We start from the raw sequence: 15857 nt of genomic DNA on the forward strand, positions 1-15857 counted from the left end.
TTTCAGATACTTGTGGATTCCGACCTGCGCCGTAATGACGGAAATCCGACTTTTTGCGACTTTGTCAATTTTGAATAACAGATTTAAAACCCTTAAAAGTTTTTGCGGAGCTTTTTTCAAAAAACGCCCCGCTTGCGGCCTGCTTTTTCGGGGTTATGATTTTAAAAAAAACTGAATAAACAAGATTAAATATGCAAAAACACGGAAAGGCATTTATTCAGAGCCCGTCCGTGTTTCAAATTATTGAATGTTGTTTTAAGGAGTTATTTTTTGTTTTTCATTAACTCCGCAAGCTTTTCACCAAACGATCCCATGGACTGGTTCTCATTCTGCTGAGACTTGGCGTGGTTTTTCCAGTCATCCTTTGTATCTTCTGAGCCTGTTAAACGCAGTGAGATTTTTCTATCCTTTATATTCAGCTCACCAACAAAAACCTGTATTTTGTCTCCTGGCTTCATGCCGAGTACTTTTGCAGAGTCAGAGCTTTCGTTGATTATGGATTTTGGAAGAAGACCGGTTACTCCAGGAGCAAGCTTGATGAAAAGGCCAAAAGCTTCCTTTTTTTCGACTGTTCCTTCAACAGCACTGCCAGGCTTGAAATTTTCAGCAGCGAGAGCCCAAGGATCGCCTTCTGCGGCCTTCATGCTAAGGGATATCTTTTTTGTTTCAGGATCAACTGATTTAATGGAAACTTGGACAACATCGCCTGAGCTGACCATATCAGAAGGTTTATGCACTCTTTTTGTGTAGCTCATTTCGCTAACATGAATGAGTCCTTCAACTCCTGGCTCAATTTCGGCAAATGCTCCGAACTGTGTAAGTCTTGTAATTTTTGCCGAAACTATATCACCAGCAGTGAAACGGTTTGCTGCGGAAAGCATTGGATCTTCAGCTATCTTTTTGATCGAAAGGGATATTCTAAGCTGATTGTCAGCGGTCTTTTCAGTCTTGATAAGAGCAACGTCCACATTATCACCGACTCTTACAACGTCTTCAGGCTTTTCTGTTCTTGACCATGAAAGTTCGGAAATATGAACCATACCTGTAAGCCCCGGGAAAATCTCGACAATGGCGCCAACGGGGATAATTTTCTGGACCCTGCCTTTATATACGCTTCCAGGCTTAAGATTGGACAGGAATTCTTTTCTGGATGACTCGAGTTCCTTGTTAAGAAGCTCCCGTCTTGAAACCACAATATTTCTTCCGCCTTCTTCAAATTTTGTTATGACGAATGTCAGGGTCTGGCCAATAAATTCTGCGGCATTTTCAACGTGCCTGATGTCGATCTGGCTGATTGGGCAAAAAGCCCTTTTTTTCATTATTTCTATGTTGAATCCGCCCTTGCATTCAGAGGCGACTTTGCCTTCCACCGGGATTCTTGAGTCGTAGGCTTCCCTGATCATTTCACTGCCGCCGGAAGATATTGCTTTTGAAAGAATGATCTCGCTTTCACCTGATGCAGTAACATAGAGATCCACAGAATCCCCTGTCTTGCAGGTCAGTTCACCATTTTTGTCAATAAACTCGGATTTTGCCACTGCCCCGTCCATTTTTGAACCTATGTCCACAAAGACTGTATCCGATGTTATCGATATGATTCGTGCTTTAACCCTGTCTCCGCGTTTAAGTGTTTCAGCAGATGAGGGGTCATAAGAGTTGAGCATTTCTTCAAAATTTTCTTCGTTCATGGCTTGCCTGCATTGAATTTAGTGGGATGTAAGATTGTCGTTAAGAACCTGTAAGTAATCCGAAAAGGTTTTGTGAATATCCTTTAGAATATACGGCTTATTGCTTAAAAAATGCATAAAATCAAGCATGAATTGAAAAACGCCTTAATCATGATCTTTCATTACTGTGCTGACAAGGTCTCAGATCCATTTTTGATGGACTCACAAAAAGTCAAAAAGGGCATTGGTGTCAGGCCGGGCTTGATACGGCATCTTTGTATTTTCAGATATTTCTGGATTAAGGCTCTCTATTTCACCCGGACATGCCCCGCCGGAATGTCGGGAATCGGACTTTTTGCGACTTCGTCATTTTTGAGCGGGCAAAAAAAATGTCATTTTAAAAAACTTCTATGCTAATATCCGTAACCAAATCCAAATTATTGCCACTTTAAATGTTTTTCAAAAAAAGGCCTATGATAGAAAAACCTCTTGTTCTTATAGTCGATGACAGTCCTGCAAATATAGACATGCTTGTTGAGGCTCTGTCCGGGGAATGCAGAATCGGAGCTGCAAGAAATGGTGAGCTTGCATTGTCTTTTGCACGCAGGAATCCGCCGGCTTTAATTCTGCTTGATGTCATTATGCCCGGAATGACCGGTTTCGAAGTATGTGACGAGCTAAAAAGAGATCCTGACACCAGGGATATTCCGGTTATTTTCATAACAGCTCTTGAAAATGCCGAGGAAAAATCCAAGGGTTTCAAGTGCGGCGGCGTCGACTATATAGTCAGGCCTTTTCATATGGATGAAGTAAGGGCAAGGGTTAAGACTCATCTCACTCTCAGGCAGATGCAGATTGTCCTGCACCAGAGAAATGAGGAACTTGAAACAAAGGTAAGGGAGCAGACCTCTGCGCTCAGAAATCTTCTGACCTCCACAATTTACGGCATGGCAAGGGCTTTTGAAAGCAGAGACCCCTATACCGCAGGTCATCAGCAGCGTGTCGCGGCGCTTGCCTGTTCCATTGCCAATGATTTGGGTCTGTCTGAAAAACAGTTCAAAACCATCGAATATGCAGCAATACTCCATGATATTGGTAAAATACGAATACCTGTCTCGATATTAACCAGGACCGGCCCTCTTCTTGGAGCTGAAATAGAGATGATAAAGGTTCATCCTGAGGTCGGTTATAATATTCTAAAGGATATTCCTTTCCCCTGGCCAATTGCCGAAGTTGTAAGGCAGCATCATGAAAAAACGGATGGATCTGGTTATCCATTGGGTCTAAAAGGGGATGAAATCCTTCTTGAAGCCAAGGTTTTAACCGTGGCTGATGTAACTGAAGCCAAAAGTTCATATCGGCCCTACAGGCCTGCACTTGGCATTGATAATGCTCTGGAAGAGATCGAAACCCGTAGAGGCATTTATTATGATTCTGAAGTCGTTGATTCATGTATCCGTCTTTTCAGGAAACAAGGATTTGTTTTTCCAGGAGGGTGATCTTTATAGCTCAAATGGTGTTATTTATAGGCTCTGTTTCAGTTAAAAGTAGAAATATGCAGAACAAATTGTTTATATTTTATTTTCTTGGGGATCTTTTTGTAAAAACTTCCTTAAGTCTCATCAAAACTTTATGGTTGTTTATGATAACAGCCCAATATTTATATGATTGAAAGTTTTTGCGGAGCTTTTTCCAAAAAGCGACCCGCCGGAGGCAGCTTTTTAGATTTTTACATCAAATAGTTTTGTATATATCCTTCTCCGTACTTAAGTGGAACAGAGCCTATTTATACATGGATATTAGTTTTCTTGAAGAAAAGCACCCCATCTGTTAATTGGTTTATAAATTTTGAATAACCTAATGTAAACAGATTCAAAAGGATAAGAAAATGTTCCCCGTCATTAATTTCAGATGCAGGGCTTTAATAATACTTACTCTCCTGTCAGCACTTCTGATGTCTTGTTCGTCAAGGAAAGAATTGCCGATCACCCAGATTCAGCGTCAGCTCAAGGACGTTGAGACTTTCACGATCATACTTGATGATATGCAGGAAGAAGGCTTTTTTTCTACAAGATATCAGCACAAGTACAAGATTGTTACTGCGGAGGAAACAAAGGAAACTGAATGGTATGATGTGCCTAAAGAATACTATTTAAAAAATGAACCGTTCCTCGGAATGGCAATTTTAAGCAAAAAAGACGGAGAAATGGACAATAATGTTTCTCCTCCGGGATATTCATATGTGGGTGATTCCAGGTATGGAAAATGGCGGGACGACGGCAGCGGAGGTTCTTTCTGGGAATTCTACGGCAAGTACAGGCTGTTTTCGGATTTCATGGGTGGCTGGTTCAGGCCTATAAGCCGTTCAGACTATAACACCTATTCAGATTACAGTTCGAGGCGCCAGCCTTATTATGGAAGAAACAATGAATATGGAACATATGGCTCAGCTGCCAAAACCTATAAACCAGATTTTTTTGAACGAAAAATGAGCAGGCAGCGGGCTAGCTCCCAAAGTTTTGGTGATCGTGTAAACAGTCGCGTTGGCAGAACAAAAACCACTTTCAGGGGTAGATCAGGAGGCTTCGGTAAATAATTATGAACCTTAATGTCAACCTTGATTCAATAATCAGCTCGGCAATTTTCATTCTGCTTTTTTATGTTCTTTTTTTTATAGGTAAAACCGTAAACAGGGTCATGCATCGTGGGTACGACCCTGTTCATGAACTTTTCCAGAAGGATAACTCTGCCCTTGCGCTTGCAATGACTGGATATTACGCAGGTCTTGTAATCGCCATTGGAGGAGTAATTGCCGGGCCTTCCAGCGGTTTGGTGGATGATGTCATTGATGTCTGTATTTATGGCCTTTTGGCGGTTATTCTGCTGAATATTTCATGGGTTATCTGTGACAGGCTTATCTTATTCAGATGTAATATCAAAGACGAGCTCATCAGAGACCAGAATCAGGGAGCTGGCGTTGTTTCAATGGCAGTCAGCATAGCAAGCGGATTTGTGATTTACGGTTCCGTGTCCGGGCAGGGCGGGAGTATCTGGACGGCAATCGCTTTCTGGGCGGCCGGTCAGGTAATGCTCATAATTGCGGCCCTGGTTTATGAGCTTATAACTCCTTACAAGATGCAGGACGAAATTGAAAAAGACAATGTGGCTGCCGGTGTTAGCTTTGCAGGCGCTTTGATCTCAATAGGAATAATAGTCGGACTTTCTGCGGAAGGTGATTTTCATTCGTGGCAGGAAGATTTTCCAAGGTATCTGTTCATCTCGGTAATTGGGATATTAATGCTGCCAGTGGTTCGTTTCATGACTGACTGGATTCTTTTGCCAGGAGTAACCCTAGAAGATGAAATAGCAGGGCAGGAAAAACCAAACATAGGTGCCGCATATTTGGAAGCTTTTTCATATATAGCAGCCGCATTCATTATAAACTGGTGCATCTGATTGAAATCAACAGGCTTTACCCTAAAACTTGCTCTTTTTGTAACCGGCTGCGCTGGAATTGTAGCTGAATTTGTTCTGTCAACACTTGCAACTTATCTGATAGGGAATGCTGTTTTTCAGTGGACCATAGTAATGTCCATCATGCTTTTTGCCATGGGAGCCGGTAGCAGAGTCAGCCGATATGTAAATAATGATCTGATCGGTGTTTTCATACTGACTGAGTTGCTCCTGTCCGTCATGTGCGCTTTTTCAGCTGTTGTAGGATACTCGCTTGCCTCTTATACCGCAGATAACACTGCTTTTGTTTTATACTCCCAGGCATTTTGCGTCGGCACTCTCATAGGACTCGAGATTCCGCTTGTCACCAGAATTAACGAAGCTTATGAAGAACTTAGGGTAAACATATCCAATGTAATGGAAAAAGATTACTATGGAGCCCTTTTCGGTGGTCTTTTCTTCGCTTTCCTTGCTCTTCCATATCTTGGAATGACTTATACGCCCATTGCTCTTGGCTGCATAAATTTTTTTGTGGCTCTTCTTGTATGCTTTAACTACAGGCATCTTATCTTAAGAAAACGGCTGGTCATTTTCTGTTCGGCTTTGGCGTTAATCATTATCATCGGCCTTTCCTTCTTTTCAAAGCCCATAATTCTTTACGGCGAGCAGAAAAAATATAAAGACAAGATCATCTATTCGACCCAGAGCAGATTTCAGAAAATTGTCATTACTCAATGGAAAAAATATTTCTGGCTTTATCTGAATGGTCAGGAACAGTTTTCAACCTTTGATGAAGAACTTTATCATGAACCATTGGTCCATCCTGCAATGATGGCTTCTGCTGATCATTCTGATGTGCTCATCCTTGGGGGCGGTGACGGTCTCGCAGCAAGGGAAGTCTTGAAGCATAAGAATGTAAGAAGCATTACTCTGGTTGATTTGGATCCTGAAATGACAAATCTTGCAAAAAGCTATCCTGTTCTGAAGGAAATAAACAAAGATTCAATGAACAGTGAAAAACTTAAAATTGTGAATGAAGACGCAGCTTCTTTTCTTGAAAAAAGTGAAAACTTATACGGAGTTGTCATTATTGATCTTCCTGACCCTGATTCAGTGGATTTGATGCATGTTTATTCCGAAACCTTTTACAATATGGTTAGAAAACACCTTATTAAAGGTGGGGTAATGGTAGCGCAGTCAACCAGCCCTTTTTTTGCAACCAAGGCGTTTCTATGTATAAAAAAGACCATAGAGGCCGCTGGGTTTTCAACAGCCACATATCAGAATCAGATACCAACAATGGGACATTGGGGATGGGTTATAGGCGCCAGGTCTGAAGACATAAAGCCAGATGCGTTACTAAACGTGATCAGAAAGCTTGATTTTAAATCTATTAATACAAGAAGCCTTGACGCTGGAGCCATGCAGGCCATGACATATTTCGGCAAGGAAATAACAGGCAAGATTGACGAAGCAGAAATTAAAATCAATTCAGAACTATCTCCTGTACTTTACAGATATTATCTTGAGGGGACTTGGGGAGTATATTGATACATAGCGCATCGGACTTGCGGACTTGGTAATATTGATCTATTATCCCCCAGAATCAGGTTGTAGTCATAATATGGCTTTGAATTTATTATAAAATCTGGATGCTTGTAGCTTCCATAAATATAGACGGTTTATAAAGAATGCTTTCGTATAGGGAATATCCAAAAGAACCAGTTGTTTTAGAAAATCTTTCCATAAAATTCATGCAGCAATCGTGCTTTGTACCGTTAGGGCTTGAAAACGGGACGCTTAGGATCGCGATTGCTGATTTGTCTGATTTTCAGACCATTGAGTCTCTTAAATTTGCTTATGGTTTCAGGATTGAAACGGTCGAAGGACGTCAGGAGGATATTTCAGAAGCCATTGACAGGCTTTACGGTTCAGGCAGCCAGACAATTGAGACCATTATTGAAGAGGCTGGGAAGGGCGTTTATGAGATAGCCGTGGATGGCAATGAAGATGTCGGCCATTTAAGGGATCTTGCCTCTGAGGCCCCAATAATAAGGCTTGTTAATCGTCTTATTTTGAATGCTGTGGAATCAAGGGCCAGTGATATCCATTTTGAGCCTTTTGAGGACGAATTCAAAGTTAGGTTCCGTATAGACGGGGTTCTTCATGAAGCAGAGATACCTCCTAAAAGGCTTCAGGCTGCCATAACTTCCCGCGTGAAGATCATGGCAAAACTGGATATAGCAGAAAGAAGGCTCCCCCAGGACGGTCGAATCAAACTTAAAATTGCCGACAAAGAAATCGATTTCCGCGTTTCCACTCTCCCGACTATCTATGGCGAAAGTCTTGTTATGCGTATTCTCGACCGGGGTACTCTTATCCTTGATCTTGAGAGGCTTGGTTTTCCACCGGAAATTTATGAAAAATACGAGACAATGATAAGTCAGCCCTATGGCATGATTCTTGTAACTGGGCCAACAGGAAGTGGTAAAACGTCCACACTTTACACAACCCTTGCAAAGATAAATTCGGGCGAGACCAAGATAATCGCCCTCGAAGATCCTGTGGAGTACCAGCTCCATGGAATTAATCAGGTTCAGGTAAACCCAAAAATCGGGCTTACATTTTCAAACGGTCTGCGTTCAATAGTGCGTCAGGACCCTGATATTATACTTGTTGGTGAAATTCGTGACAAGGACACGGCTGAGATTGCAATTCAGTCAGCACTGACAGGACATCTTCTTTTTAGCACCCTGCATACAAACGATGCAGCCGGGGCAGTAACAAGGCTTCTTGACATGGGTGTTGAGAATTTTTTACTCAGTTCAACACTGCTTGGCGTTCTTGCCCAGCGTCTTGTCAGGGTCATATGCCCGGAATGCAAGACGCAAATAGATCCTGATCCCAAGCTCATCCGTTCCATGAATCTTAGTGATGAAGAGCTTAAAGACGTTGTTTTTTATGCTGGTAAAGGTTGTGATAATTGCAGGCATACCGGCTTCAGGGGGAGAATGGCAATTTTTGAGTTTCTTCAGATAGATGATGAGGTGCGCCAGGAAATAGTCAGGAAGTCTAGCACAGAGAGAATAAGGCAGGTCGCAATTCAGAAAGGAATGCTGACACTCAGGCAGGATGGATGGCGTAAAGTAAAGGAAGGCATTACAACAATTCCTGACGTTCTGAGAGTTACATTGGAGTTTTAATTTATGCCGTCTTTTCAATACAAGGCTTCAGATACTTCAGGAAAGATCCAGAAAGGTCTGATTGATGCTGAAAACGAAATGGGCGCTGCGTCTTTGCTCCAGAAAAAAGGACTCATTCCCATAAGGATAGAGCAAGGAGTCAATCAGAACAAGGCTGACTCAGACATAATCGGTTTTTTAAAAAAAGCATCATCCCGTGTTAAATCGAGGGATGTGATGCTTTTTACCCAGGATCTTGCATCTCTTCTTGCAGCAGGTCTGCCACTTGATAAAGCCCTTCTTGTTCTTTCTGGATCATCAGAAAATGCGGCCATGGGAGCAATAATTCGGGAAGTACTTGTTGCTGTCCAGGGTGGAGCATATCTTTCGATTGCCCTTTCAAGACATCCTTCTGCTTTTTCGGAATTCTATATAAATATGATCAGAGCAGGAGAAGCTGGTGGAGTGCTTGAAAAGGTTCTTGAACGTTTAGGGACTTTTCTTGAGACTGGACAGGAACTAAGGGAATTCATTTCTTCAGCACTTGTGTATCCTATTTTCCTTCTTGTGGCTGGTGGTGTGTCTGTTGCCATACTCATGGGATACGTCATTCCTAAATTTTCCATGATTTTTGAGGGGATGGGTTCGGCTCTTCCAATATCAACCAAGATACTTCTTTTCATAAGTAACGGAGTTAAAAATTACTGGTGGCTTGGCTTGATAATGATCGGCGCTATTGTCTGGGGATATAAAAAATTTGAGTCCACACAAAGCGGCAGAATAAAGATTGATACATTTAAGCTGAAAATGCCGATACTTGGTGACATTATTCAGAAAAGCGATTCGGCCCGTTTTTCAAGAACTCTTGGAACCCTTCTCCAGAGCGGTGTTCCAATTCTTGATGCTATCAAGCTTGTAAAAGAGATCATATCAAACAAGGTGATAGCCTCTTCCCTTGACAGCGTTCATAAAAGGGTAAAAGAGGGTGACAGGCTTTCCAATGCCCTCGCAAGCGTGGAAATATTCCCTTTCCTTGCCATACAGATGATAACTGTAGGTGAAGAAAGCGGGCGTATGGATGAAATGCTCATGAAGGTGGCTGACAACTACGAAAAGACTCTCCGCAATCTTCTGAAACGTCTTATCAGCCTTCTTGAGCCCGCATTAATACTTGTAATGGGCGTTGTGGTCGGCGGGATTGTAATTTCCATGCTGCTTGGAATATTCAGTATAAATGATATCCCTATGTAGCGTTATTTTTTTAAGAATTAATGAAAACAGGAGATTAAATGAAAGCAGTCAGAATAATAAAAAATGAAAGGGGTTTTTCTCTAATTGAGCTTCTTATTGTAATGGTAATACTTGGACTCCTTGCAGGACTTGTGGGGCCAAAGCTTTTTGGGAAAGTAGATTCATCAAAACAGAAGACTGCTAAAACCCAGATTTCACTTTTTGAAAGCGCACTTGATACTTACAGGCTTGATAACGGCAGGTTTCCCACGAGCGAGCAGGGGCTTAAGGCTTTAAGAGAAAAACCAGAAGGCGCGGCAAGATGGAAGGGGCCTTATCTCCCAAAGGAAATCCCTGTGGATCCATGGGGTAATGCCTATGTTTACAGATCTCCTAGCGAACATGGAGATTTTGATATCGTGTCAAATGGAGCGGATAACGCCCCTGGCGGTGAAGGAAATGACATGGACATAGTCAGCTGGAAGGATCTGGATTAACCTGTTATGACAGAAAAGCACGAAAACAATGCCGGATTCTCTCTTTTTGAGCTCATAGTTGTTATGGTGATAATTGGCCTTGGGTCTGCAATTGTGATTCCCCGTTTTTTTGGTTCTTTTTCATCCATGGAAGTGAATGCAGCAGCCAGGAAGACAGTGTCAGCGTTGAAATATGCAAAGAATTTGTCTGTATACACTAATACTCCTCATCTTGTTTCATTAAATACAAATGAAAGACTGGTAAGGGTGGAGAGAATTCTTGTGGATGAAGATAGACCAGGAGTCCAGAATATCAGGCTTGAAAATGTTCAGGACATCAGGCTCGGAGACGGCATACTGTTGCAGGTTGATAATTTTTACAAGGAAGCGCCTGCGAATGGGATTTTTCAGTTTCTTTTTTTCCCGTCAGGGGCATCAAGAACCGGGAGCATTGTTTTGTCCAATTCAGATGGTGATGTTCAGCATATAATTATCGACAGTGTGACAGGATTTGCAAAACTTGAAAGCTGATTTTTCTAACCCCCTGAAAAACAGCCAAGGATTTACACTTATGGAAATTCTTGTGGCTGTCATGCTGCTGGCTATTTCCCTGACGATAATAATGCAGCAGTTTTCCGGCGGAATCAGAAATATAACTCTTACTGACAGTTACTCCAAGGCAATAAACCATGCGAGGAATCTTATGGAAGAGGCTCTTTCCGAACCAAAACTTCTGGAAGGAACGCAGTCAGGAACCATAGACGATGAATTCCGCTGGACAAGAACCATGACTTTTATTCCGCCTGTTAAAGGCAAGAAAGATTCAGTTGTTAAGGAGCTTGAGATAGCAGTCCGGGTAGAATGGACTTTCCTTGGAATGGTAAGAGATTACGAACTTGTTACCATAAAGGCAGCCATTAATTGATTAAATATTATGATACTAAAAAAAAGGCTCTGTTCTCCTTAAGAGTGGAGAAGGATATATACAATAACTATTTGATATTCAAATCTAAAAGCTGCCTCCGGCGGGTCGCTTTTTGGAAAAAGCTCCGCAAAAACTTTCAGGTAAGGAAACAGTGCGTATACAACTTTAGGACATTTGCGTCTGACAATAATAAAAACATAAAGTTTTTGAGGGGACTTAAGGAACTTTTTCAAAAAGTTCCCCAAGATCAAGAGCTGCAAAGAGTTTCATTATTTCGGTTTTCAACATCAAAGGGGAACAGAGCCAAAAATAAATACCCTAAAATATCCGGTCATAATGGGTTTACCCTTATGGAGGTTTTGATAGCTGTCAGCCTTGCAGCAATAATTGTTGCAATTGTCGCAGGGGCTTTAAATGTCGGGCGCAGAGCCTGGGAAAAAGGTTCTGAAAAAATGGAAGAGCAGATCACTGGCAGATGGCTTGAGGCACTTATAAGGCGCCAGATAGGTTCAATATGCTTCAGGCAGGTTCTTGGAAAAAATTCTTATCCTTTTGAAGGGAATCAAAAGATAATGAGGTTTTTATCGTCCGCATCAACTGATGGTGGGGGCGGAGATTCTCTGTATATTGTAACTTATAAAATAGAGCCTCTTGAAGGGAGCTCGAATGTAAGACTTGTTTGTGAGGAAGAGAACCTTGCAGAGAATCTTGTCGCAATTAAAAAAAATGTAGACGGAAGCACTGAGAATAAAAGGCGTAAAATAATCGTTCCCGAGGCATTAAAAATTATTTTTTATTTCAAGGAAACCGGTTCTTCAAAATCACAGTGGGTTGAAGCATGGCCCCAGGCAACTCGATATCCGGCTGCTGTTCTTATTGATATTCTAAATGTAAAAAATGAAAATCTTCGTTTAATTACATCTGTTGAGCAGAAATTCAATGTCTGAAACCCATTTGTTCTATATTAAAGAGGCGGTCTTTGTATTTGTTTGATGGCCATGGCGATAAAGGATTCATAAGCATAATGGCTATTTGGATAATAGCTTTTCTTGCCGTCATATCGGCTGAATTTCTTTTATCTGTCAGGAACGAGACAAAGACGCTTATGGAGATGAAGTCATCTGTACAGACGTATTATCTGGCGGAAATGGGCTTTAGCAAGGCGGTCAAGGCAATAGCAGATGGCGAGCTGGATAATTTCTATGATTCTAGTATTATTAAAGTGGATCAAAATTCAGATTCGCCCCAGGCTTATGTATGGCGTCTTAATTCTGAAATGCCTCCTGTGGCCGTTGGCGACGCTTTTTTTAAAGTAACGATTGAAAATGAGAGTGGACGCCTGAATATAAATGAGGCTGGGGAAAAAACCTTAAACATTTTGCTTGCAGGTTTGGGATTCAATGGTAGCGAGATTGACATAATGAGGGACTCCATAATTGACTGGGTTGATTCAGATGATTTTTATAGAATTAATGGCGCAGAGAGTGATTATTACAAATCACTGAAAAAACCATATCTTTGCAAAAACAGCTATTTATCCACAAAGAATGAAATACTGCTTGTAAGGGGCATGAACAGGGAAATTTATTATTCCCGAAATATTCAGGGATGTATTTCTGTTCTTGAGGACTCTTTGATGATTAAAAAGAAGACAAATTCTCCTTCATATATGACGCTTGAAGCTGAGGAGACCAGCGAAGGTATACAGCAGTTTCTGACATTAAGTGAACGAGAAAAAGAAAAGAAAAGGAAAGAATATGATTATAACAAGATAAATATAAATGCCGCTCCGTCTGCGGTGCTTCTTGCTTTGCCGGGAATGAATGAAAAAATTGTTTCAGAAGTCATTGAATATCGAAAAAAATCTGATTTTAAGAGCAGTGAAGAATTTGCAAATATCACTGGGCCTGAAATATTTGCAGGTATAAAGGAATACGTTCATGTTTTGAAAAACAAGTTTTATGACATCACGGTCGACGCCTGGATGGCTGATGGCTCAGGAAAGCAGAGAATAAAATGGACTGTTTTTATAGATAGCAAAGATGACAGCAAAAAAATCAAAATTCTGGAAAAAATCATCAATCCTGATATCTATGCCGGGCTTGAATATTATGACTATAACAGGAGGTAATTCTTGATTTTTCAGGATTGTCTTGGGATCGATATCCAAAAAGACCTTGTGTCCGCGGTTTATGTCAAATCATCTTTTAAAGGGATTCAGATCATAGCCAAAGATTCTTGGAATTATGCCGAAGGCGACAGGCCTTCCATGATGGCAGAAAACATAAACAGATTCATGGCTGAAAATAACGCAGAGCCTGTTGAAATATTTATGGGAATTCCATCTGATAATCTGATGATAAAAAATGTATCTTTCCCTTCGGCGGTAAAAGAAAACCTCAGGGAGACCCTCAGATATGAGATGGAAAAAATACTGCCTGTCAATCCTGAAGATATCATTTATGATTATATCGTCAAAGATTCGGGAGCCGGCCTTATAAACATAGCCCTGGTCGTAATGAAGAAAAAGGAAATGGATTTTTTTCTTGAACTGGCAGGTTTTATTAAAAACGGAGTAACAGCCCTAACAGTAACTTCATTCATTGTGAATGATTTTGTGTCCGAAAAAATTGTAAGAGATGATGATGCCACCCTGCTTGTCGTCAGGCTATTGGAAAAACGCATTGAATTTTCATTTGTATCTGAGAAAGACATTGCCGCAGGCGGATTTGATTCAGGAAAGCCTTTGTCAGAGAATATACCCGTACAGATACAGAAAATAATTGAGTCAGGGAGAGACTCTGATTCTTTAAGGGTCATGGGATGCACTACAGATCCAGGGGCTTTTGCTATAGATGCCGGGAGTCTTTCGGAATTCTATCTTAAGGCAGATTTTTCAGCCTATGATTTGGAATCGGACACTTTTATCGGTTCTTTTGCCCTTGCAAATCTTTACTCCAGAAAGAGCGATTTTCTTAATTTCATTCCTGCAGTTAACAGACGCAAGAAAGATCTTACCCCGATTAAATATTTGATTTTAATATCAGCGGTTTTTTTGCTTTCAGTCCTTTTTTATCTTGGCGCTGTTATCTACAAAAAGAATTCAGCGCTAACATATTATGAAAAAGAAATATCAGGGCTCAAAGATCAGGCACTAGTTGTTGAAAAAGCGATTTCAGAGGCAGATGAGCTTGAAAAAAAGATTATGGATCTAAAGCTTATTTTTAACTCAAAACCTTCTGCTCTGGAAATTCATAAAGAAATAGTTATGATTCTGCCTGATAATTCATGGTTGAAACAGTTTAGCATAAAAGGCGACACAGTGGAGATTCAGGGAATTTCGGCTTCATCTTCCGGGCTTGTTCCTTTGCTTGAAAATTCTCTTTTGTTTGAGGACGTTAAATTCCTTTCTCCCATAACCAAGGACAAGGATGGAAACGATCTTTTCAGAATTGGGCTCAAAATAGAGACCTCTTTAAAGGAGAAGCCTGAAAAATGAAGTTTGATTTCAATCTGGATATTAAAAAGCTCAGGATAGAAGGTGAAAGAAAATGGATAATTATAGCAGGTCTGGTTCTTTTGCTCATTGCTCTTGTATACAGATTCACTCCTGATTCAGGTTTTTTTTCTGGCGAAGATGATTCCTCTTTGAAAAAGCGGCAGATTCTCAAATACAGGGAACTTATTGCCAGAAAGAGTGAGTACGAGAACAAGATTTCTTCCTTGAAAAAAAGCATAGATGCGTCTGCTTCAGCCCTCCTTGAAGGAGATTCTCCTGCGCTCGCTGCTGTCAATCTTCAAAACATCATTAATCTGAAGGCAGCAAAATCAGACATAAAGATTAAGTCAACCGATGTTGTAAAAGAAAAGCCTGTGGGAAAGGGCGATTATTATACTGATGTGCCTGTCAGGATAACTTTTGACTCTGACGCCAGGCAGCTCAGGGACTTTGTTTTTGGCCTTGAAACAGATTCAAAATATTTGACAATATCAGACTTGGCATGTACGGTTTCAGCCTCTGATTCAAGGCTTATCAATACAGTGATGACTATTGACGGATATATGGTAAGGCAGGCTAAATAAGTTATGATTTCAAGAATATGGTGGATTAATCTTATACTTTCTGCTGCGTCCTTGGTGGTCATAATACTGACCATAGGCGTTTTAAGGCAGAATCCTGCCGTCCAGTCTCCAACTGGTATTAAGGCTTCAGATAAATGGCCGGAAGTTTCAGGCGTCATTATTGGCAGAAAGATGAATGAGTCGGATTTTGCAGTTGTTACTGAAAAGAATCCTTTTAGCTCTGACAGGACTTTTGCTGATGTAAAAAAGGAAGAAAAAGAAATCGAAGTTGCAAAGGAAACCGATGAACCTAAAGAAATAGAAGAAGGGACTTTGGATCTTTTTGCCACTTTTTTCGGAGGCTCAATTAATTATGCCATTGTCAGCAATCCTGGAATTCCAGAAATTACCAAAGCACAGATTCGGGTAAAAAAAGGCGATACCCTTGGTGATTACCTTATAGAGACAATTGAGCCTAATAGAATCATTGTTGTAAAAAACAATGAGAGCTTCGAGGTGAAACTTAGGAAATCAAAGTCTGTCGATAAAAAATCAGAGGCAAAAGATGAAAAGAAGTCAAAGGCACAGGCCGGGAAAACTCCATCCGATGATGCTTCAGCAAAAAAGATAAAAATCATATCTGATTCACCTTCAAAAGCTCAGGCAGGCGACAAGGGTGGAAGTAAGACCATTGAGAAGTCAACAACAATTGCTCCCAAAGATACTGTTCAAGACTCACAGGCTAATCCTGACAACCAGCAAACACCTGATGGTAAAGGGAGAAATCTTGTGACCGAAGGCGGGGAAACATACGAAATAATGAAAACACCTTTTGGAACAATTAAGCGTAAGGTTAAATAAA

Annotated in this window: 15 protein-coding genes; 14 read left to right on the forward strand and 1 reads right to left on the reverse strand. The window is 40.9% G+C overall.

The window, feature by feature from the left end:
• Positions 1 to 263: 263 nt before the first annotated feature.
• Positions 264 to 1688, reverse strand: coding sequence for a S1 RNA-binding domain-containing protein (locus K245_RS0107450; protein WP_035276738.1), 1425 nt, complete (start codon positions 1686 to 1688; stop codon positions 264 to 266).
• Positions 1689 to 2140: 452 nt separating this feature from the next.
• On the opposite strand from K245_RS0107450, the gene K245_RS23540 reads away from it, so the two are divergent.
• The 14 genes from K245_RS23540 (at position 2141) to K245_RS0107530 (ending at position 15856) form a co-directional block, all read left to right on the forward strand.
• Positions 2141 to 3166, forward strand: coding sequence for an HD-GYP domain-containing protein (locus K245_RS23540; RefSeq protein WP_035276755.1), 1026 nt, complete (start codon positions 2141 to 2143; stop codon positions 3164 to 3166).
• Positions 3167 to 3555: 389 nt separating this feature from the next.
• Entirely contained in the window at positions 3556 to 4263 is a 708-nt protein-coding gene (locus K245_RS0107470) for a hypothetical protein (RefSeq protein WP_027358784.1), read from the forward strand.
• Between the two features lie 2 nt (positions 4264 to 4265).
• Positions 4266 to 5123 (forward strand): DUF350 domain-containing protein, encoded by an 858-nt coding sequence (locus K245_RS0107475; RefSeq protein WP_027358785.1) that lies wholly within the window; start codon positions 4266 to 4268, stop codon positions 5121 to 5123.
• Positions 5124 to 6671: a polyamine aminopropyltransferase gene (locus tag K245_RS0107480; RefSeq protein ID WP_027358786.1), complete on the forward strand. Its 1548-nt coding sequence runs from the start codon at positions 5124 to 5126 to the stop codon at positions 6669 to 6671.
• Positions 6672 to 6811: 140 nt separating this feature from the next.
• Positions 6812 to 8323 (forward strand): type II secretion system ATPase GspE, encoded by a 1512-nt coding sequence (gene gspE / locus K245_RS23545; RefSeq protein ID WP_035276740.1) that lies wholly within the window; start codon positions 6812 to 6814, stop codon positions 8321 to 8323.
• A 3-nt stretch (positions 8324 to 8326) separates the two neighbouring features.
• Positions 8327 to 9553 carry a type II secretion system F family protein gene (locus K245_RS0107490; RefSeq protein ID WP_027358787.1) on the forward strand — a complete coding sequence of 409 codons (1227 nt, stop codon included), beginning with the start codon at positions 8327 to 8329 and terminating at the stop codon, positions 9551 to 9553.
• A gap of 38 nt (positions 9554 to 9591) precedes the next feature.
• Positions 9592 to 10029: a type II secretion system major pseudopilin GspG gene (gene gspG, locus K245_RS0107495; protein ID WP_027358788.1), complete on the forward strand. Its 438-nt coding sequence runs from the start codon at positions 9592 to 9594 to the stop codon at positions 10027 to 10029.
• Between the two features lie 6 nt (positions 10030 to 10035).
• A complete protein-coding gene (locus K245_RS0107500) occupies positions 10036 to 10539 on the forward strand; it encodes a prepilin-type N-terminal cleavage/methylation domain-containing protein (protein ID WP_027358789.1) in 504 nt (167 codons plus the stop codon).
• Positions 10529 to 10933: a type IV pilus modification PilV family protein gene (locus K245_RS0107505; protein ID WP_027358790.1), complete on the forward strand. Its 405-nt coding sequence runs from the start codon at positions 10529 to 10531 to the stop codon at positions 10931 to 10933. The genes K245_RS0107500 and K245_RS0107505 overlap by 11 nt, the downstream gene beginning before the upstream one ends.
• A gap of 44 nt (positions 10934 to 10977) precedes the next feature.
• Entirely contained in the window at positions 10978 to 11880 is a 903-nt protein-coding gene (locus K245_RS27670) for a PulJ/GspJ family protein (RefSeq protein ID WP_269545261.1), read from the forward strand.
• A 77-nt stretch (positions 11881 to 11957) separates the two neighbouring features.
• Positions 11958 to 13064, forward strand: a complete 1107-nt coding sequence (locus K245_RS0107515; RefSeq protein ID WP_156906736.1) for a type II secretion system minor pseudopilin — start codon at positions 11958 to 11960, stop codon at positions 13062 to 13064.
• Between the two features lie 3 nt (positions 13065 to 13067).
• Positions 13068 to 14432: a PilN domain-containing protein gene (locus K245_RS0107520; protein WP_027358793.1), complete on the forward strand. Its 1365-nt coding sequence runs from the start codon at positions 13068 to 13070 to the stop codon at positions 14430 to 14432.
• Positions 14429 to 15016: a type II secretion system protein GspM gene (gene gspM / locus K245_RS0107525; protein ID WP_027358794.1), complete on the forward strand. Its 588-nt coding sequence runs from the start codon at positions 14429 to 14431 to the stop codon at positions 15014 to 15016. The genes K245_RS0107520 and gspM overlap by 4 nt, the downstream gene beginning before the upstream one ends.
• Before the next feature lie 3 nt (positions 15017 to 15019).
• Entirely contained in the window at positions 15020 to 15856 is an 837-nt protein-coding gene (locus tag K245_RS0107530) for a hypothetical protein (protein WP_027358795.1), read from the forward strand.
• The last annotated feature ends 1 nt before the right edge of the window (position 15857 follow it).

The sequence above is a fragment of the Desulforegula conservatrix Mb1Pa genome (genome assembly GCF_000426225.1).
Classification (GTDB): domain Bacteria; phylum Desulfobacterota; class Desulfobacteria; order Desulfobacterales; family Desulforegulaceae; genus Desulforegula; species Desulforegula conservatrix.